We start from the raw sequence: 18193 nt of genomic DNA on the forward strand, positions 1-18193 counted from the left end.
CTGACCCGCAACGCAAAGATCGGCGTGGCCGTTGTGCTGGTGCTGACGCTGGTGGCCGGCGCGGCGCTGTTGCTGCGCGCCGGTGGCCCGCTGAACCGCACCCACGTGGTGGCGTACTTCGACAACAGCAACGGCATCTTCGTCGGTGACGACGTCCGCATCCTGGGCGTCAACGTCGGCCGCGTCGACAAGATCGAACCCGAGTACAACCGCGTCAAGATCTCGTTCTCGTACGACAGCAACTACAAGGTGCCCGAGGACGCCATGGCGGCGATCCTGTCGCCGGCCCTGGTGACCGGGCGGGCCATCCAGCTGACGCCCGTGTACTCGGGCGGCCCGGTGTTGGCCAACGACGCGGTGATCGGCCAGGACCGGACGGCAGTTCCGGTGGAGTGGGCCGACTTCCGCGAGCAGCTCAACCGGCTGGCCGAGAACCTCGAGCCCACCGAACCGGGCGGGGTCAGCACCTTGGGCGCACTGGTCAACACCACCGCCGACAACCTGCGCGGTCAGGGCGCCAACATCCGCGACACCGTCGTCAAGCTGTCGCAGGCCTTCTCGGCGCTCGGCGACCACAGCACGGACATCTTCAGCACCGTCAAGAACCTGTCGATCCTGGTCTCGGCGCTGCAGGACAGCACCAACCTGATGCGTCAGCTCAACCAGAATCTGGCCGACGTCACCAACCTGCTCGCCGACGACCCGGGCGAAGTCGCCGCGGCCATCAGCGATCTCAACGCCGCGCTCGGTGACGTGCAGTCGTTCGTCGCCGACAACCGCGAGACGTTGGGCACCACCTCGGAGAAGCTCGCCGCGGTGACCCAGACGCTGCACGACAGTCTCGACGACATCAAGCAGCTGCTCCACGTCGCGCCGAACACGCTGCAGAACTACGTGAACATCTATCAGCCCGCGCAGGGTGCGGCGACAAGTGCGCTGGCCATCACCAACTTCCAGAACCCGGTGTCGTTCCTGTGCGGTGCGATTCAGGCCGCATCGCGCCTCGGCGCCGAGCAGTCCGCCAAGCTGTGCACCCAGTACCTGGCGCCGATCGTCAAGAACCGGCAGTACAACTTCCTGCCGATCGGGCAGAACCTGTTCGTCGGCACCCAGGCCCGCCCGAACGAGGTGACCTACAGCGAGGACTGGCTGCGGCCGGACTACATCCCGCCACCGGGGCAGGTCCCGGCGCCGCCCGCGCCGGCGGGGCCGCCGCTGGCCGCCGAACAGATGTCCGCGACAAACCCGGCCGACGGACTGCCGGGACTGATGGTCCACTCCGGAGGTGGGCAATGACACGGGCCGTGCAGATCAAGCGGGCCGCCGGGGCCGCGGTGATCGGTGCACTGACGACCGCGCTGACCGCGTGCAGCGGCTGGACGGGGCTCAACTCGATCCCGTTGCCGGGCACCGAGGGGCATGGGCCCGGCGCCTTCACGATCCAGGTTCAGATGCCGGACGTGGACAACATCGAACAGAACTCGCGGGTCCGCGTCGGCGACGTCACGGTCGGCAACGTCACCAAGATCGAACGCCAGGACTGGCATGCCCTGGTGACGATGCGCCTCAACGGCGACGTCGATCTGCCGGCCAACGCGCAGGCGACCATCGGGCAGACGAGCCTGCTGGGTTCGCTGCACATGGAGCTCGCGCCGCCGCCCGAGGGCGTCGCGCCGGAGGGCAAGCTGCAGGAGGGCTCGCTGATTCCGCTGAAGTCCTCGAGCGCCTACCCGACCACCGAGCAGACCTTGGCCGCCATCTCGATGCTGCTCAACGGCGGCGGTGTCGGTCGGATCCAGGACATCACCACCGCGTTCGCGACGGCGTTTGCGGGCCGCGAGGACGACCTGCGCAGCCTGATCGACCAGCTCGACCGGTTCATTGCATACAACAACGACCAAAAAGAAGACATCATCGCGGCGACCGAGAGCCTGAACAGCCTGGTCGGGCAGATCGCCGACCAGAAGCCGGTCGTCGACCGCGCGCTGGAGACCATCCCGAACGCGCTCGACGAGCTCAAGGAACAGCGCAACACCCTGGCCGACGCGCTGACGAAGTTCGGCCAGTTCAGTGCGCTGACGGCGGATTCGGTCAACCAGACCAAGGAGGCCCTGGTCCAGGAGCTTCGTGACCTCGGACCGGTCCTGCAGTCGCTGGCCGACGCCGGTCCGGCGATGACGCGAGCGTTGAGCTTCTACCCGACCTTCCCGTGGCCCAAGGAGACGCTGGACAACTGGATGCGGGGGGACTACGGCAACCTCAGCCTGGTGTTCGACCTGACACTCAGCCGCATCGACAGCGGATTCTTCACCGGCACCCGGTGGGAGGGCGATCTCACCGAACTGGAACTGCAATGGGGTCGGACCATCGGTCAGCTGCCGAGCCCGTACACGGCCGGTAACCCGCTGATCGTGCCGTACCGCTGGGATCAGGGGCGCTAGATGCATCTGACACGCAAGACCCTCACCCAGATGTCGGTGCTGATCGCCATCGCGGCCATCGCCGGCTCGGTGATGATCTTCAACTTCATCGGCCTGCCCGGCATGTTGTTCGGGATCGGCCAGTACCAGGTGTCCGTCCAGCTGCGCGAGGCCGGCGGGCTCTACGAGCGGGCCAACGTCACCTACCGCGGCACCGAGGTCGGACGGGTCAAGGAAGTGCGGCTGACCGACCAGGGCGTGGTCGCCGACCTCACCCTGGAATCGAAGTTCGACATCCCGGCCGATCTTGACGCCTCGGTGGGCAGCGTGTCCGCCGTCGGTGAGCAGTACGTCGACCTGGTGCCCCGCACCGGTAACCCGCCGTACCTCAAGGACGGCGACGTGATCGCGCTGGACCGGACCTTCGTCCCGATCGACGTCAACTCCGTGCTGGACGCGACAAACCGTGGGCTGGAGGCGATTCCGCGCGAGAATCTGAAGACGGTGGTCGACGAGGCCTACACCGCGGTCGGTGGGCTGGGGCCGGAGCTCTCGCGGCTGGTCCAGGGTTCGACCCAGCTGGCGATCGACGCCCGGGCCAACCTCGGCGAGCTGACCACGCTGATCGACGAGTCCGCGCCCGTGCTGGATACGCAGACCGACACCTCCGGCGCCATCCAGTCGTGGGCGGCGAACCTGGCCAACATCACCGGTCAACTGCGGCAGGAGGACGCCGCGGTTGCCGGGGTGCTGCAGCAGGGGTCCGGCGCCGCCGACGAGACGCGCGCGTTGTTCGACGAGTTGAAGCCCAGCCTGCCGATCCTGCTGGCCAACCTGGTGAGCGTCGGCGAGGTGGCCGTCACCTACCAGCCGAACCTCGAGCAGCTGTTGGTGTTGCTGCCGCAGGGCGCGGCCGTGACCTCTGCCACGGGTGTCGCCAACCGGCACACCCGGCAGGATTACCGCGGTGCGTATCTGAGCTTCAACCTGAACCTCAATCTGCCGCCGCCGTGCGTCACCGGCTACATCCCGCCCCAGCAGAAGCGGACGCCCGCCGAGGTCGATCATCCGGATCGGCCGGCCGGCGACGTCTACTGCCGCATCCCGCAGGACTCGGCGTTCAACGTCCGCGGTGCCCGCAACATCCCGTGCACCACCGTGCCTGGCAAACGCGCGCCGACCGTCCGGATGTGCGAGAGCGACGAGGTTTACCAACCGCTCAACGACGGCTTCAACTGGAAGGGCGACCCCAACGCGACGCTGTCGGGACAGGGTGTCCCGCAGTTGCCCGGGGGTTCCTCACCTGCGGAAGCCGTGCCGCCGCCCGCGCCGCCGCCGCCACCGATCGCGGCCGCTGAATACGAGCCGAGCAGCGGCACGTACGTTGGACCGGACGGGCAGATCTACACCCAAGCCAATCTGGCTCAGAGCGCCACAGAGGAGCAAACATGGCAGACGATGCTGCTGCCCCCGAAGGGGAACTGACCGAGTCAACCGGAACGGAGTTGACCGGGTCCCCCGAGGAGTCATCGGAATCGCCGCAGGAAGCCAGCCAGGAAACCACCACCGCCGACGCTGCGTCCGCCACGGATGACGAGTCCGGCGACGCCGAGAAGTCCGACGCCGAAGAGGCCGCGGCGAAGCCCGGCCGGATGCGCCGGCTGCTGGTGGGCGCGGTGGCCGCGCTGTTGGCGCTCGGTCTCGTCGGTGGTCTGGGCTGGCTCGGCTGGTCGGTGTACCAGCAGCAGCAGGCCGAGCAGAAGCGCGACGTCTTCGTCCAGGTCGGCCGGCAGGCGGCGATCAACCTGACGACCATCGACTTCGAGGACGCCGAGGCCGGGGTGCAGCGCATCCTCGATTCCGCCACGGGCACGTTCTACGACGACTTCTCGCAGCGGTCCGGACCGTTCACCGAGGTGGTCAAGCAGGCGCAGTCCAAGTCCAGCGGCGAGGTGACGGCCGCCGGGCTGGAATCCGAGGAGGGTGACCGCGCGCAGGTGCTGGTGGCGGTGACCGTGCAGACCTCCAACGCCGGGGCGCCCGAGCAGGCCCCGCGGATGTGGCGGATGCGGATCTCGGTGGAGAACACCGATGACGGCCAGACCAAGGTGTCGAATGTGGAGTTCGTGCCGTGACCACTCCCGAGGACCCGAAATCCGTGCCAGAGAAGGAAACCCCCGCAGTGCCCGCCGATAACGACGAACTGACCCGCGATGCGGCCACGGAGGCCGACGAATCCGCGACGGTGGAGACCGCCGAACCCGCGGAGTCCGCCGAGGAGAGCGCCGAGGCCGTCACCGAGAGCACTGAGGCCACCGAGAGCACCGAGACGGCCGACGCGGCCGATGCCGAGACCGGCGAGACCGCGACCAAGGACGCGGGTGCCGGGAAGGTCCGTCGGGCCGTCGTCCTGACGGTGTTGTTGTGCGTGCTCCTGCTCGCGGTGTTGGTCGGTGCCGGCTTCCTGGGCTGGAAGTACTACTCCGGGCAGGCCGCCGAGACCGCGCGGATCGAGACGGTGCAGGTCGCCAAGGACGCCACGGTGCAGCTGCTGTCGTACGACCCTGAGACCGTCGAGGAGCAGCTGACCGCCGCGCGGGACCTGCTGACCGGAACGTTCCAGGAGTCCTACACCGAACTCACCAACGACGTCGTCATCCCCGGTGCCAAGGAACAGAGCATCTCGGCGGTGGCCAACGTTCCCGCCGCCGCCTCGATGACGGCGGATTCCGACCGCGCCGAGGTGTTGGTCTTCGTCAACCAGACGGTGATCGTCGGCGACGGTGCTCCCACCGCCACCGCGTCGAGCGTCAAGGTGACCTTGGAGAAGGCCGGCGACCGCTGGCTGATCTCCGGCTTCGACCCCGTGTAACCTCCGATGGCATGTACAGCGAACCGCGCTGGATCGACGTCGAGGTGCCCGCGGGCCGGCTCCGCGCGCTGAGCTGGGGACCCGAAGACGCTCCGATTGCGTTGTGCCTGCACGGGTTTCCCGACACCGCCTACGGCTGGCGCAAGCTGGCGCCGCAGCTCCACGGGGCCGGGTACCGGGTGGTGGCACCGTTCCTGCGCGGCTACGTGCCGTCCTCGTTGCCGTCGGACGGCAGCTTCCACATCGGGGCGCTCATGGACGACGCGCTGCGCATCCGGGAGGCCGCGGGGCCGACCGACCGCGACATCCTGATCGGCCACGACTGGGGCGCGATCACGGCCAGCTCGCTCGCGGCCATGCCCGACAATCCGTTCCGCCGCACCGTGGTGATGTCGGTGCCACCCGCGGCGGCGCTCCGGGCCCGGGACGAGCGGGCCGCGCTGCTCGGAAAGCTGCCCGCACAGTTGCTCCGCAGCTGGTACATCATGTTCTTCCAGCTGCCCGGCCTGCCGGAGCGGTCGGCCCGCTGGATTGTTCCGCTGCTGTGGCGGCGCTGGTCGCCGGGCTACCCGGCGGCCGAGGACATCCGCCACGTCGACGCCGCGATCGGTGCCCCAGAGCGTTGGCGGGCGGCCCTCGGCGTGTACCGCGCAACCTTCCGCAACACCAAGCCACCCGCGCACTACGCCCGGTTGCACGAGTTCTGGACGTCGGCGGCCCCGCCCGCCGGGCCGATGCTGTACCTGCACGGCGCCGACGACGGCTGCATGACAGCGGATTTCACGCATTGGGTGGACAAGGTGCTCCCGGCGGGAAGTCGCAGCGCCGTCGTCGAGCACGCCGGGCATTTCCTGCAGCTCGAGCAGCCGCAGCGGGTGGGCGAGCTGATCCTCGACTTCGCCGGGGCCCCGTAGCCGCATCCCGCTTCGTCGGCGGTGAGGACAGGCAGGGCCGGCGATGACCGACTGGGAGGTGCCGTGACGCGGCTGGCCGCCGTCGACGCCCAGACCTACTGGATGTCGGCGAAGATCCCCAACGATCAGTTCGTGCTGTTCGCCTTCGACGGCGCCGAGCGCACCGACGCCGGCCTGTTGGAGCATCTGCGGCTGCGCGCCCAGGGCTGTCCGGACCTGCGGCTGCGCATCGTCGACGAGCAGCCATGGCGTTATCCGGCCTGGGTTGTGGGCTCCGTGGACCCCGCGCAGTTCACGGTGCATCCCGAGTCCGACCTGTCCTGGGGCGAATGCCTGGACGCGGTCGCGCGGCTTGCCGATGACCAACTGGACCCGCGGGTGGCCACCTGGCGGCTGCACCTGTTCGGCTCGGTCGCGGCGCCGGCGGGGAGTGGGGCCGCGACGGTGGCGGTGCTGCAGATCTCCCACGCGTTGGCCGACGGCACCCGCACCGCGCAGCTGGCCGCCTGGTTGTTCGGTCGCCCGGACCCGGTGGCGGTGGTGCCGCGCCGGCGCCAGCGGAACCTGCTGACGGCCGGGGTGGCTGCCGCGCGCACCGACCGCGCGTTGGCCCGCGACGTCCAGACCGGCGGGGTGCCGGCGCCGCCGCCGGCACGGCCGACCCTGCTCACCAACGCCACCCCGGCGGGTCCGCGCCGGATCCGGACCGTCGTCCTCGACCGGGCGGCGCTGCGTCGACATTCGACGGTCACGGTGGATGCCCTGCTGGCTGTCGGCAGCGCGCTGGCGGGGCACCTGCGTGCCCGGGGCGAGGATCCGCGGCAGCTCGGCGCCGAGGTGCCGCTGGCCAAACCGGGAATCCGCCATGCGCGCAATCACTTCCGTAACATCGGCGTGGGCCTGTACCCGGATGAGCCGGTACCGGTGCGCGCGGCGCGCATTCTCGAAGAACTGCGCGGGGGAGGCCGGCGCGCCGCCCACCCGGCGGCGCTGGCCGCCGACGAGGCCCTGGCCGCGGTGCCCGCCGCGCTGCTGCGCTGGGGCGTCTCCAAGTTTGACGCGACGGTGCGCTCGCCGCAGGTCACCGGGAACACCGTGGTGTCCAGCGTCAACCGCGGACCGGCCGACCTGCGACTGGGCGGCGCCCCGGTGCTGTTGACCGCGAGCTACCCGGCCCTGTCGCCGATGATGGGACTGACCCACGGCGTGCACGGAATCGGCGACACCGTCGCGGTCAGCGTGCACGCCGCCGATTCGGTGATGGCGGAGCCGGACCTCGACGATTACCTCGAGCGGTTGCGGCGCGCGCTGGGGGCGGGTTCGTCACCCCGCTAGGCAGCCGCTCAGCAGATGGCCTAAATTCACCACATGGCATACGACTCGGCTCTGGACTTCGGACTGCTGCTCCTGCGCGTCGTGCTCGGCCTGACCATGGCGGCGCACGGCTACAACAAGTTCTTCGGTGGTGGACGCATTCCGGGCACCGCCGGCTGGTTCGACAGCATCGGCATGAAGCCGGGCATGTTCCATGCCCGCGTGGCGGCCACCACCGAGATCGCCGCCGGCGTGGGGCTGGCGCTCGGTCTGCTCACGCCGGTGACCGCCGCGGGCTTCGTGGCGCTGATGCTGGTGGCGGCGTGGACCGTGCACCGCAAGAACGGCTTCTTCATCGTCAAGGAGGGCTGGGAGTACAACCTGGTGCTCGCCACGGCCGCGGTCGCGGTGGCCGCCACCGGTCCCGGCAAGTACAGCCTGGACCACCTGTTGTTCTCCGGCACGGGCTTTCACGAGTGGCTGTTCGGCTGGTGCGGGTTCACCATCGCGGTGGTCCTCGGCCTGCTCGGCGGCATCGGCCAGCTGGCCATCTTCTACCGTCCGCCGGCCCAAACCAGCTAGCCCACCGAACTCCGGCTCCTGCTCAACGCAGGAGCCGGAGTCGTTGCTGGGCCAGACCGACCGTCACCCGCTGGCCCCAGGCCAGCTGCAACGCGTCGGTCTCGATGCCGTCGCCGAAAGTGACCAGCCGGTCCGACTCGGCGACGATCGTCAGTTCGGCGGCGCCGAAATCGCCCTCGACCAACCCGGTTCCGGTGGCCGGCGACGGCCAGGCCTCCCGGACGAACCAGGACAGGCGCGGCTCGGTCGGCGCCGGCAGCACCATGGTGCTGGCCCGCTGCTGCCAGATCGACCGGCACCACCCGGTTGCTCCGGTGCCGGTCGACACGATCAGCCCGGACGACGCCTGGTGTTCGACCCGCCCGTCCGGCAGCGTCAGCGTGTACCTGGCGGTCTGATGGCTGGCGTGCCCGACGAAGATCTCGTTGAGCGCCAGCAGGCGCTGTCCGTCGTCGGTGCCGACGGACACCATGGTGCGTAGCTCGGTGTCGGGGTGACCGTGCACCGCGGCCCGGAGCAGCGCGCCCACCGCGTCGGGGGCGTGCACCACCAGCACCCCCGCGTTGCGTCCCGGTTCGGGATCGACTCCGATGACGGGCTGGCCGTCCAGGTACTTGGCCACGTTGGCCACCAGGCCGTCCTGCCCGACGACCACCACCACGTCGCCGGGCTCGAACAGAAACCGGGACAGGTCCGCGCGTTCCACGCGGCCGCGGCGCCAATCCGTCGGGATGGCGGCGCTGACGGCGCTCAGCGCTGCCTGGGTCCGGGCGTGCCGGGCGTCGAGCTCGTCGATGCTTTGCCCCCGGCTGGACAGGAAGAACGCCGCTTGCCCGTGCGTGCCGTGTCGGGCCAACGCGTCGTCCAGTTCGGTCCGGCGGTGCACCAGCACGACCCGGGGCGGCAGGCTCACGGCCGGCCCCCGCCCAGCCGGGCCAGCACCGGGGTCAGCAGGTCCGGGCTCAGCGTCAGGTGGTCGATCGCCGGCAGGTTGGCGGCCAACTCCTTGATCGCCAGGCCCAGCATGGTGGCCTCGGACAGGTCGCGGTAGGCGGCCAGCCGGGCGGCCTCGGCCGCCGCTTTGGCCTCCCCGACCAGTCGGGCCGCCTGGGCCTTTGCTTCGGCCAGTTGCACCTCGCGGCGGGCCTGCGCCTCGGTCGCGATCGCGTCGGCGGCCCAGGACTCCTGCGTCTTGAGGCGTTCGTTGGCGCCGTTCTGCGCCACCAGTTCCTCTTCCCGCCGCGCCAGTTCGATCCTGGTCTGCAGCTCGTTCTCGCCGATGGCGCGCTCACGTTCGACGGCCAGTGCGCGCCGTTCGAAGGTGGCCTTGTCGGCCTCCTGCTGCACCTGCTCGCGGGTCGGTGTCTGCAGGGCGCGTTCCACCTCGGGCTCCGGCCGGATCGCCACCACCCGCACCGCGATAACCGCGATCCCGGTTTCGGCCAGCCGGGTGTCGGCGCCCAACCCCTGGGCCATCCGGTCGCGCACCGCGCCGATCCCGTCGACCAGCGCCTTGGCCAGGGGGGTGCGGGCCAGCAGGTCCAGGCCGTGCTGCTGAGCGGATTCGGTGAGCAGCCCGGCCAGTTGCTCCAGCGGGGCCGCCCGCCAGTCGCCGGTGTCGGTGTCGAGGGCGAAATCGATGCGCTGCGCGGCCAGGGCCGGGTCGACGATCCGGTATGTCACCGTCGCCTGCACGGTGACGTCCTGGAAGTCGGCGGTGCGGGCGTGGAACAGCAGCGGCAATTCGCGGTCGTCCAAGGGGATCTCGGACATCCCCGCGGTCAGCGGCAGGAACCAGAACGCCAGGCCGGCGCCGTCCTTGACCAGCTTCCCGCGGCGCAGCGCTCGGATGTGTGAGGTCGGCTCCACCCGCAGGTGCCGGACCAGGGGGTAACGGGTGATGACGGCCATGGTGGCCACCTCCTTCTTGTTAGCGTCAGATTGACGATAAGCCCTGCCGTCGCTTTTCGTCAACATGACGATTAATGTGGGTGGTATGGCCGGCTATCGCCCCAGCGATTACCCCGCGGTCGCGGTGACCGTCGACGTGGTGGCGTTGACCATCCGCGACGACGAGCTGTGCGCGCTGATGGTGCGTCGCGGGCAGGCACCACACCTCGGGCGCTGGGCCTTGCCGGGCGGCTTCGTGCGCCCCGACGAAGATCTCGACCAGGCGGCGACGCGGGAGTTGCTCGAGGAGACCGACATCCCGGCCGACCGCCTCTATCTCGAGCAGTTGGCCAGTTACGGTGCACCGCAGCGTGATCCACGGATGCGCGTGATCACGGTGGCCTATCTGGGCTTGGCGCCGACGCTGCCGTCGCCCGTCGCGGGCGGGGACGCCGCCGGCGCGCGATGGGCGCCGGTCCGGGAGTTGATGAAGGCCCGGCTCGCCTTCGACCACCGCACGATCCTGGCCGACGGGGTGGAGCGGGCGCGTGCCAAGTTCGAGTACACGCCGCTGGCAACCACCCTGTGCCCCGACGAGTTCACCGTCGCCGAACTGCGCCGCGTCTACGAGATCGTCTGGGGAGTGTCGTTGGACAGCCGCAACTTCCATCGCAAGGTCACCGGGGCGGACGGCTTCCTGGAACCCACCGGCCAGACCACCACCCGTGACGGCGGCCGTCCCGCCCAGACGTACCGCGCCGGCAGCCTGCGCCTGCTGAACCCGCCGTTGCTCCGGCCGAACGCGCCGCCGGAACCACCACCCGAAAGTTAGAACACGTTCTAGTCTGTCGGGCATGGGATTCCTCAAGCCCGACCTTCCGGTGGTCGAGTTCGACGAGTGGAGCAAGGGCACCTGGTCGGAGAAGGTCCGGCCGATGGCGCGGCACTGGGCCGAGGTCGGCTTCGGCACCCCGGTGGTTCTGCACCTGTTCTACGTGGTGAAGATCCTGCTGTACATCCTCGGCGCGTGGCTGCTGGTGTTGACCACCGCCGGCATCGACGGCTTCACCGCCGTCGGGCAGTGGTGGACCGAGCCGATCGTGTTCCAGAAGGTCGTGCTCTACACCATGCTCTTCGAGGTGATCGGGCTCGGGTGCGGGTTCGGGCCGCTGAACAACCGCTTCTTCCCCCCGCTGGGATCCATCCTGTACTGGCTGCGGCCCAACACCATTCGGCTGCCGCCCTGGCCCACGCGCGTGCCGTTGACCGCCGGGGACAACCGCGGCCCGGTGGACGTCGCCCTCTACGCGGCGCTGCTGATCGTGCTCGTGGTCGCGCTGTTCTCCGACGGCACCGGGCCCATTCCGGCGCTCGGCACCGAGGTCGGCGTGCTGCCGATGTGGCAGATCTGGGCCATCCTGGGCCTGCTCGCCGCGGCGGGCCTGCGTGACAAGGTGATCTTCCTGGCCGCCCGCGGCGAGGTGTACGCGGCGTTCACCATCGCGTTCCTGTTCGGCGGGGTCGACATGATCATCGCCGCCAAGCTGGTCTGCGTGGTGATCTGGGTCGGTGCCGCCACGTCCAAGCTGACCAAGCACTTCCCGTTCGTCATCTCCACGATGATGTCCAACAGCCCGATCGTGCGGCCCCGGTCGCTCAAACGCCGGTTCTTCGAACGGTTTCCCGACGATCTGCGGCCCGGCCGGTTGTCCCGCATGGTCGCGCACGGGAGCACCGCCGTGGAGATGCTGGTGCCGCTGGTGCTGCTGTTCTCGCACGGCGGCTGGCCCACCGCGATCGCGGCGGTGGTCATGGTCTGTTTCCACCTCGGCATCCTGACCGCCATCCCGATGGGGGTGCCGCTGGAATGGAACGTCTTCATGATCTTCTGCGTGATCACGCTGTTCGTCGGTCACGCGGGGGTGGGCCTCACCGACATGACCACCCCGCTGCCGCTGCTGCTGTTCGCGGTGTTGGTCGCCACGGTGACGGCGGGAAACCTGTTCCCGCGCAAGGTGTCCTTCCTGCCCGGGATGCGCTATTACGCCGGCAACTGGGACACCACGCTGTGGTGTCTCAAGCCGTCGGCCACCGCGAAGATCGACCGGCACCTGGTGGCGATCGCCAGCATGCCGCAGGCGCAGCTGGAGAAGGTCTACGGCAGTCCGGAGGCCGCGCAGATCCCGCAGTACCTCGGCTACGCCTTCCGCGCCTTCAACACCCACGGCCGGATGATGTTCACCCTGGCGCACCGCGCCATGGCCGGACCCAGCGGCACCGATTCCGAAGCCGAGTACGTGATGACCGATGGAGAGCGCATCTGCTCGACGGCCATCGGCTGGAACTTCGGCGACGGCCACATGCACAACGAGCAGTTGATCGCGGCCATGCAGCGCCGCTGCGGATTCGAGCCCGGGGAGGTGCGGGTGGTGCTGATCGACGCCCAGCCCATCCACCGGCAGACCCAGCGCTATCGCCTGGTCGACGCGGCCACCGGCGAATTCGAAACCGGATACATCAAGGTCGCCGACGCGGTGACCCGCCAACCCTGGGACGACCAGGTGCCGGTGTACGTCGACCCACGCGGCTAACGCAGGGCCTCGGCGATCGGGGTGTCGCCGTTGTTGAACTCGATGGTGCGTCCGACGGTGCCGTCGTCGGCCAACGACGCGGCGATCACGGCGGCCACGTCGGCGCGCGTCACCTCGCCCGAGGCGGTGCGCTCGCCGCCCACCGCGACGCGTCCGGTCGGCGGGTCGAGCGTCAGCCGGCTGGGACCCAGGATGGTCCAGTCCAGTGCGGCGGCGCGCAGGTGGGCGTCGGCGGCGGCCTTGGCCTCCGCGTACGGATAAAAGGAACTGTCCTCCGGCACGCCGTGATCGGGCCCCGCGCCGAAATAGGACACCATGACGAAGCGCCGCACCCCGGCCTGGGCCGCGGCGTCGATGACGCGGATGGCCGCGTCGCGGTCCACCGCGTAGGTCCGGGTCGGGTTGCCGCCGCCGGCGCCCGCGGAGAACACCACCGCGTCGTTGCCGCTGATCAACTCGGCCAACTCCGCCACGTCGAGCGCCTCGATGTCGGCGACGACGGGTTCGGCGCCGGTCGCCGCCACCTCCTCGGCGTGGTCGGGGTTGCGGAACACCGAGGTGACCCGGTCGCCGCGGCCGCTGAGGATCGGGGACAGCAGCAGGGCCACCTTGCCGTGGCCGCCGAAGACGATGACGTTGGACATACCTGCGAGGGTACGTACGCCGTACCCGCACGCAGGGTAGAACCTAGGGTGGCGCGAATACCGCACCCGGAATTGGTCGCGGACGCGCCTAGTGCTAAGAACGAGACATCAACCAACTGATTAGTTGAGAGGAGAGGTCCATGGCGGAAGCCGTGATCGTGGAGGCCGTTCGTTCGGCGGTAGGCAAGCGCAACGGCGCTCTGTCGGGGGTGCACCCGGCCGAGCTGTCCGCGCAGGTGCTCAACGGCCTCGTCGAGCGCGCGGGTGTCGATCCCGCTCTGGTCGACGACGTCATCTGGGGCTGCGTCATGCAGGCCGGTGAGCAGGCTCTGGACATCGCGCGCACCGCGGTGCTCAGCGCCGGCTGGCCGGAGACGGTGCCCGGCGTGACCGTGGACCGCCAGTGCGGCTCCAGCCAGCAGTCGCTGCACTTCGCCGTGGCCGGCGTGGTGGCCGGCCACTACGACGTCGTCGTCGCCGGCGGTGTCGAATCGATGTCGCGCACGCCCATGGGTTCCTCGCTGGCCAACGGCGGCAACCCCTACGGCGAGTCGTTCAAAGCCCGCTACAGCCAGACCCCCAACCAGGGTGTCGGCGCCGAGATGATCGCCGAGCAGTGGGGCTTCAACCGCACCCAGCTCGACGAGTTCTCCCTGCGGTCGCATGAGAAGGCCGCCGCCGCACAGGATTCCGGTGCCTTCAAGGACCAGATCGTGGGCATCAAGACCAAGGACGCCGACGGCAACGACGTCACCGTGCTCGAGGACGGCGGCATCCGCCGCGGCGGCACCGTCGAGAGCATGGCCGGCATCAAGCCCGCCTTCAAGGAGGACGGCGTGATCCACGCCGGTAACTCCAGCCAGATTTCCGACGGTTCGGCCGCGCTGCTGATCATGTCGGCGGAGAAGGCCAAGGAACTCGGCCTCAAGCCGCTGGCCAAGGTGCACACCGCCGTTCTCGCCGGTGCGGACCCGGTGATCATGCTGACCGCGCCGATCCCGGCCACCGAGAAGGCGCTGAAGAAGTCGGGCCTGAGCGTGGACCAGATCGGTGCCTTCGAGGTCAACGAGGCCTTCGCGCCGGTGCCGATGGCCTGGCTCAAGGACATCGGGGCCGACGAGTCCAAGCTGAACCCCAACGGCGGCGCCATCGCGCTGGGCCACCCGCTCGGCGGTTCCGGTGCCCGCATCCTGACCACGCTGCTGTACCACATGCGGGACAACAACATTCAGTACGGGCTGCAGACCATGTGCGAGGGCGGCGGTCAGGCCAACGCGACCATCCTCGAGCTGCTGTGACCGAATCGACGCAGGACGCCCCCGGCGCGCTCACCGAGGTCCGGGGGAACGTCCTGATCATCACGATCAACCGGCCGGAGGCGCGCAACGCGGTCAACGCCGCGGTGAGCACGGCCGTCGGCAACGCTCTGGAGCAGGCGCAGGCGGACCCGGAGATCCGGGCGGTGGTGATCACCGGCTCCGGCGACAAGTCGTTCTGTGCCGGTGCCGACCTCAAGGCGATCTCGCGCGGCGAGAACCTGTTCCACCCGGAGCATCCGGAGTGGGGCTTCGCCGGGTTCGTCAGTCACTTCATCGACAAGCCGGTGATCGCGGCGGTCAACGGTACGGCGCTGGGCGGCGGCAGTGAGCTGGCCTTGGCCAGCGACCTGGTGGTGGCCGAGGAGCGGGCCAAGTTCGGTCTGCCCGAGGTCAAGCGCGGGCTGATGGCGGCGGCCGGCGGCGTGTTCCGCATCGTCGACCAGCTGCCCCGCAAGATCGGCCTCGAGCTGATCTTCACCGGCGAGCCGCTGAGTTCGCAGGACGCGCTGCGGTGGGGTCTGATCAACGAGGTGGTGCCCGACGGCACCGTCGTGGATGCGGCGCTGGCCCTGGCCGAACGCATCACGGTCAACGCCCCGTTGGCGGTGCAGGCTTCCAAGCGGGTGGCCTACGGCGCCGAAGACGGCGTGGTGGGTGCCGACAGTGACAACTGGAAGCGCAACGCCAAGGAGATGGGTGCGCTGCTGCGTACCGAGGACGCCATGGAAGGACCGATGGCGTTCGCCGAGAAGCGCGCCCCGGTCTGGAAGGCTCGCTAACCTCCGACCAAGCGAATTGGGCGTGATTTCACACGGTGACCGTGTGAAATCACGCCCAATTCATTTCTGGACTAGGCGGCTTCCGTTTCGGTGGTCTCCGTCGGCTCTACGGCCTCCGAGGTCTCCGTGGTCTCGCTCGGCTCGGTGGTCTCGGTCGCCTCGGTGGTCTCCGTCGGCGACGTCGTGGTGGTTGCGGTAGCGGGCAGCGCGTTGTCCGGCGACAGCACCGTGTCGATCAGGTAGATCTTGGCGTTTTCCGCGGTGACGCCGGCGCACACCACCTTGGCGGTGTCGTCGACCTTGATGTCGCCGCCCTTGCCGGTCACGGTGATCTGCCTGCCCTCCTGGGAGGTCAGCTTGCCGTGCACGTCCTCGGGGCCCAGCAGGCCGAGGGACATGCTGTAGTACACCGTCGCGTAGAGGCGGTCCGGGTCGGCCTTGAGCGCTTCGAGCTCGGCGGGGTCCAGCTTCGCGAACGCCTCGTCGGTGGGCGCGAACACGTTGTAGGGGCCGTTGTCCAGCACGTTGACCACGTTGACGGCCGGGTTCAGGCCGCCGGAGATCGCCGAGCTGTAGGTGCTCAGCGACGGGATGGCGGCGATCGCGGCGGAAGCCGACTGCTTGAAGATCCGGTCCAGTCCGTCGGGTCCCAGCTCCTCCTTCAGCGCGTCACAGCCGGAGCCGTGCACGTCCGGCGCACCGGGGACATCCTCGGTGGTCGGCTCCTCGGCATGGGCCGTGATGGCGGTGGAGATGGCGATGGCAGCGGCGGCCGCGGCTACGCCAAGGGTCTTCAGCCGGGTCGTCATTTCGGCTCCTCTCGTCGCTTCGTTACGTCGTCGGGCCGTCGTCGGCCGTTACTCATCTGTGATGAGCGGGTGCGGTCGGCGAGACGCAAACTGCGGCATCAAGCCGGGTGAAATCGTAAGCACAGCGCTTGACTGGACCAAAACGGGCTGGTCAACCGGGCTGTACCGGTTATCGAGATGCGCTACCGGGTAGAGGCTCTACCGTGGAAACAATGCGCATCCTGGTCACCGGTGCCTCCGGGTACATCGGCTCACGATTGGTGGCCGCGTTGCTCGACGACGGTCACCAGGTGATCGCCGCGGGCCGCGAGCCACGCAAATTCGACTCCTACGGGTGGCGCGACCGTGTGGACGTGGTCGCCCTCGACGCGGGCGACGCCGAGTCGGTGTCCGCGGCGCTGTCGGCCGCGGGTGCCGTGGACGTCCTCTACTACTTGGTGCACGGCATCGGCGCGACCGACTTCCGCGAGGCCGACAACCGGGCCGCGGCCAACGTCGCCGCGGCGGCCGCGGCCGCCGGGGTGGGCCGCATCGTCTACCTGGGCGGGTTCGTGCCCGACGGTGACGAACTGTCCGAACATCTGGCCAGCCGCGCCGAAGTCGCCGAGGCCCTGCACGTTCCCGGCGGAGCGGAGGTGGTGTGGCTGGGCGCGGCCATGATCATCGGGGCGGGTTCGACGTCCTTCGAGATGTTGCGTTACACCGGGGACCGGTTCGTGTTGATGCCCATGCCGCGCTGGGCGCGCCACCCGATAGATCCCATCTCCATCCGCGATGTCCTCTACTACCTGGTGGCCGCCGCCAAGCCGGAGGTCCGGGCGGGCGCCTACGACATCTGCGGGCCGACGACCACCACCTACGGCGAGCTGATGCACACCTATGCCCGGCTGGCCGGATCCTGGCGGGCCGGCGTGCAGGTGCGGGGCGTGGACACCGCGGTGTTGTCCCGCCTGACGGCGGTGGCCCTGCCGGTCCCGGGTGGATTGGCCGCCGATCTGGTTGCCTCCCTTGACTATCCGATGACCGCCTCGGAGCACCGGCTCAGCGACCAGGTGCCGGACCCGGCCGGCGGGCTGCTGGGTATCGAGGAGGCGATCCGGCGGTCGCTGGTGGTCAACGAGCCCGCGCCGGTCGACCGCCTGGCTGATCCGCATCATCTCGCCGACACCGATGCCGCCTGGGCCGGCGGCGACACGCTGCGCATCCAGCGGCTGGCCGCCACGGTCACCCCGCCGTTCGCCCGCCCGGCCCTCGGGTTGCTGGCCGCGGTGCCCAAGCCCGTCGCCGGTGCGCTGCGGGTGGGGCTGGACGCCCTCGCCGACCTGTTCCCCAAGTCGACTCCGCCGGAGGCCTCGTGACCACGTGGTTGGACCGGGTGAGCGCCGTCGTCGAGACCGCGGCGCCCCCGCAGCGGGAGGAGCCGTCGGTGGTGCGGCGGCGGCGCATCGTCGTGGTGGTCGGCGGGGTGCTGGGTGCGGTGCTGTTGGGGATCTCCCTGACGCGACAACCCGGCGATGCGAGCTTCTACTGGCTCACGCTCGCGCTGGCCGCGGTGTGGGCGCTGGCTGCGGTGGCGTCCGGGCCGCTGCGGTTGGGCACGCTGCCGTGGGGGGAGGGTGGGCGTCGGCCGGTGCTCCTCGGTGTCGGCGTCGGACTGGCCACGGGTGCGGCGTTCGTGGTCGGCGCGTTGATCGTGCAGCAGATCGAGGTCATCGCCGAACCGGTCGGCGAGGTCATGCGGTTCGCCAACCAGGGCGTGCTTCCGCTGGTGGTGGCGATCACCCTGATCAACGGGGTCGCTGAGGAATTGTTTTTCCGCGGCGCCCTGTACACGGCGCTGGAAGGCACACGGCCGGTGCTGTTTTCGACGCTGCTGTACATCGTCGCCACGCTGGCATCGGGCAATCCGATGCTGGGCTTCGCCGCGGTGGTGCTGGGGTTGATCTGTGCGCTGGAGCGCCGCGCGACCGGCGGGGTGCTCGCGCCGGTGCTCACCCACCTGGTGTGGGGGCTCATCATGGTGTTGGTCCTGCCGCAGATCTTCGCCGGTACCTGACCC

At 69.6% G+C, this 18193-nt stretch carries 18 protein-coding genes; 14 read left to right on the top strand and 4 right to left on the bottom strand.

The features are described from left to right. From R2K23_RS05425 to R2K23_RS05460, 8 genes are all read left to right on the top strand, one after another. Complete coding sequence (locus R2K23_RS05425) at positions 1-1296, top strand: MCE family protein (protein ID WP_316517070.1); 1296 nt, start codon at positions 1-3, stop codon at positions 1294-1296. Then, positions 1293-2441 carry a virulence factor Mce family protein gene (locus tag R2K23_RS05430; protein WP_316514934.1) on the top strand — a complete coding sequence of 383 codons (1149 nt, stop codon included), beginning with the start codon at positions 1293-1295 and terminating at the stop codon, positions 2439-2441. The genes R2K23_RS05425 and R2K23_RS05430 overlap by 4 nt, the downstream gene beginning before the upstream one ends. After that, positions 2442-3905 carry an MlaD family protein gene (locus R2K23_RS05435; RefSeq protein ID WP_316514936.1) on the top strand — a complete coding sequence of 488 codons (1464 nt, stop codon included), beginning with the start codon at positions 2442-2444 and terminating at the stop codon, positions 3903-3905. After that, a complete protein-coding gene (locus R2K23_RS05440) occupies positions 3869-4555 on the top strand; it encodes a tetratricopeptide repeat protein (protein WP_316514937.1) in 687 nt (228 codons plus the stop codon). Before R2K23_RS05435 ends, R2K23_RS05440 begins: the two co-directional genes overlap by 37 nt. Continuing rightward, on the top strand, positions 4552-5292 hold the full coding sequence (locus tag R2K23_RS05445) for a hypothetical protein (RefSeq protein WP_316514939.1): 741 nt from the start codon (positions 4552-4554) through the stop codon (positions 5290-5292). The genes R2K23_RS05440 and R2K23_RS05445 overlap by 4 nt, the downstream gene beginning before the upstream one ends. An 11-nt stretch (positions 5293-5303) precedes the next feature. Further along, complete coding sequence (locus tag R2K23_RS05450; RefSeq protein ID WP_316514940.1) at positions 5304-6206, top strand: alpha/beta fold hydrolase; 903 nt, start codon at positions 5304-5306, stop codon at positions 6204-6206. A 63-nt stretch (positions 6207-6269) separates the two neighbouring features. Then, positions 6270-7541 (top strand): WS/DGAT/MGAT family O-acyltransferase, encoded by a 1272-nt coding sequence (locus tag R2K23_RS05455; RefSeq protein WP_316514942.1) that lies wholly within the window; start codon positions 6270-6272, stop codon positions 7539-7541. Between the two features lie 33 nt (positions 7542-7574). Further along, positions 7575-8102: a DoxX family protein gene (locus tag R2K23_RS05460; RefSeq protein WP_316514944.1), complete on the top strand. Its 528-nt coding sequence runs from the start codon at positions 7575-7577 to the stop codon at positions 8100-8102. Positions 8103-8124: 22 nt separating this feature from the next. Here R2K23_RS05460 and R2K23_RS05465 read toward each other — a convergent pair whose 3' ends face one another. Continuing rightward, positions 8125-9015: an NAD(+)/NADH kinase gene (locus R2K23_RS05465; protein WP_316514946.1), complete on the bottom strand. Its 891-nt coding sequence runs from the start codon at positions 9013-9015 to the stop codon at positions 8125-8127. Next, the gene (locus R2K23_RS05470; RefSeq protein WP_316514948.1) at positions 9012-10013 is read right to left on the bottom strand and encodes an SPFH domain-containing protein; all 1002 of its coding nucleotides are present in this window, start codon (positions 10011-10013) and stop codon (positions 9012-9014) included. Before R2K23_RS05470 ends, R2K23_RS05465 begins: the two co-directional genes overlap by 4 nt. Before the next feature lie 85 nt (positions 10014-10098). Here R2K23_RS05470 and R2K23_RS05475 point away from each other — a divergent pair, with 85 nt between their 5' ends. Together R2K23_RS05475 and R2K23_RS05480 are read left to right on the top strand one after the other, a co-directional pair. After that, positions 10099-10824 carry an NUDIX hydrolase gene (locus R2K23_RS05475; protein WP_316514950.1) on the top strand — a complete coding sequence of 242 codons (726 nt, stop codon included), beginning with the start codon at positions 10099-10101 and terminating at the stop codon, positions 10822-10824. A gap of 22 nt (positions 10825-10846) precedes the next feature. Further along, entirely contained in the window at positions 10847-12583 is a 1737-nt protein-coding gene (locus R2K23_RS05480; RefSeq protein WP_316514952.1) for a DUF3556 domain-containing protein, read from the top strand. On the opposite strand, the gene R2K23_RS05485 is transcribed toward R2K23_RS05480, so the two are convergent. After that, complete coding sequence (locus R2K23_RS05485) at positions 12580-13227, bottom strand: SDR family oxidoreductase (protein WP_316514954.1); 648 nt, start codon at positions 13225-13227, stop codon at positions 12580-12582. The genes R2K23_RS05480 and R2K23_RS05485 overlap by 4 nt on opposite strands. A 140-nt stretch (positions 13228-13367) precedes the next feature. On the opposite strand from R2K23_RS05485, the gene R2K23_RS05490 reads away from it, so the two are divergent. Together R2K23_RS05490 and R2K23_RS05495 are read left to right on the top strand one after the other, a co-directional pair. Then, a complete protein-coding gene (locus tag R2K23_RS05490; RefSeq protein ID WP_316514956.1) occupies positions 13368-14525 on the top strand; it encodes a thiolase family protein in 1158 nt (385 codons plus the stop codon). After that, complete coding sequence (locus R2K23_RS05495) at positions 14522-15325, top strand: crotonase/enoyl-CoA hydratase family protein (protein ID WP_316514958.1); 804 nt, start codon at positions 14522-14524, stop codon at positions 15323-15325. Before R2K23_RS05490 ends, R2K23_RS05495 begins: the two co-directional genes overlap by 4 nt. Before the next feature lie 71 nt (positions 15326-15396). Here the strand turns inward: R2K23_RS05495 and R2K23_RS05500 are convergent, their stop codons facing one another. Next, on the bottom strand, positions 15397-16134 hold the full coding sequence (locus R2K23_RS05500; protein ID WP_316514959.1) for a fasciclin domain-containing protein: 738 nt from the start codon (positions 16132-16134) through the stop codon (positions 15397-15399). A 203-nt stretch (positions 16135-16337) separates the two neighbouring features. On the opposite strand from R2K23_RS05500, the gene R2K23_RS05505 reads away from it, so the two are divergent. Further along, positions 16338-17492: an NAD(P)H-binding protein gene (locus R2K23_RS05505; protein ID WP_316514960.1), complete on the top strand. Its 1155-nt coding sequence runs from the start codon at positions 16338-16340 to the stop codon at positions 17490-17492. Further along, positions 17489-18190 carry a CPBP family intramembrane glutamic endopeptidase gene (locus R2K23_RS05510; RefSeq protein ID WP_316514961.1) on the top strand — a complete coding sequence of 234 codons (702 nt, stop codon included), beginning with the start codon at positions 17489-17491 and terminating at the stop codon, positions 18188-18190. Before R2K23_RS05505 ends, R2K23_RS05510 begins: the two co-directional genes overlap by 4 nt. The last annotated feature ends 3 nt before the right edge of the window (positions 18191-18193 follow it).

Source organism: Mycolicibacterium sp. MU0050 (assembly GCF_963378085.1).
GTDB classification, from domain to species: Bacteria; Actinomycetota; Actinomycetes; order Mycobacteriales; family Mycobacteriaceae; genus Mycobacterium; species Mycobacterium wendilense.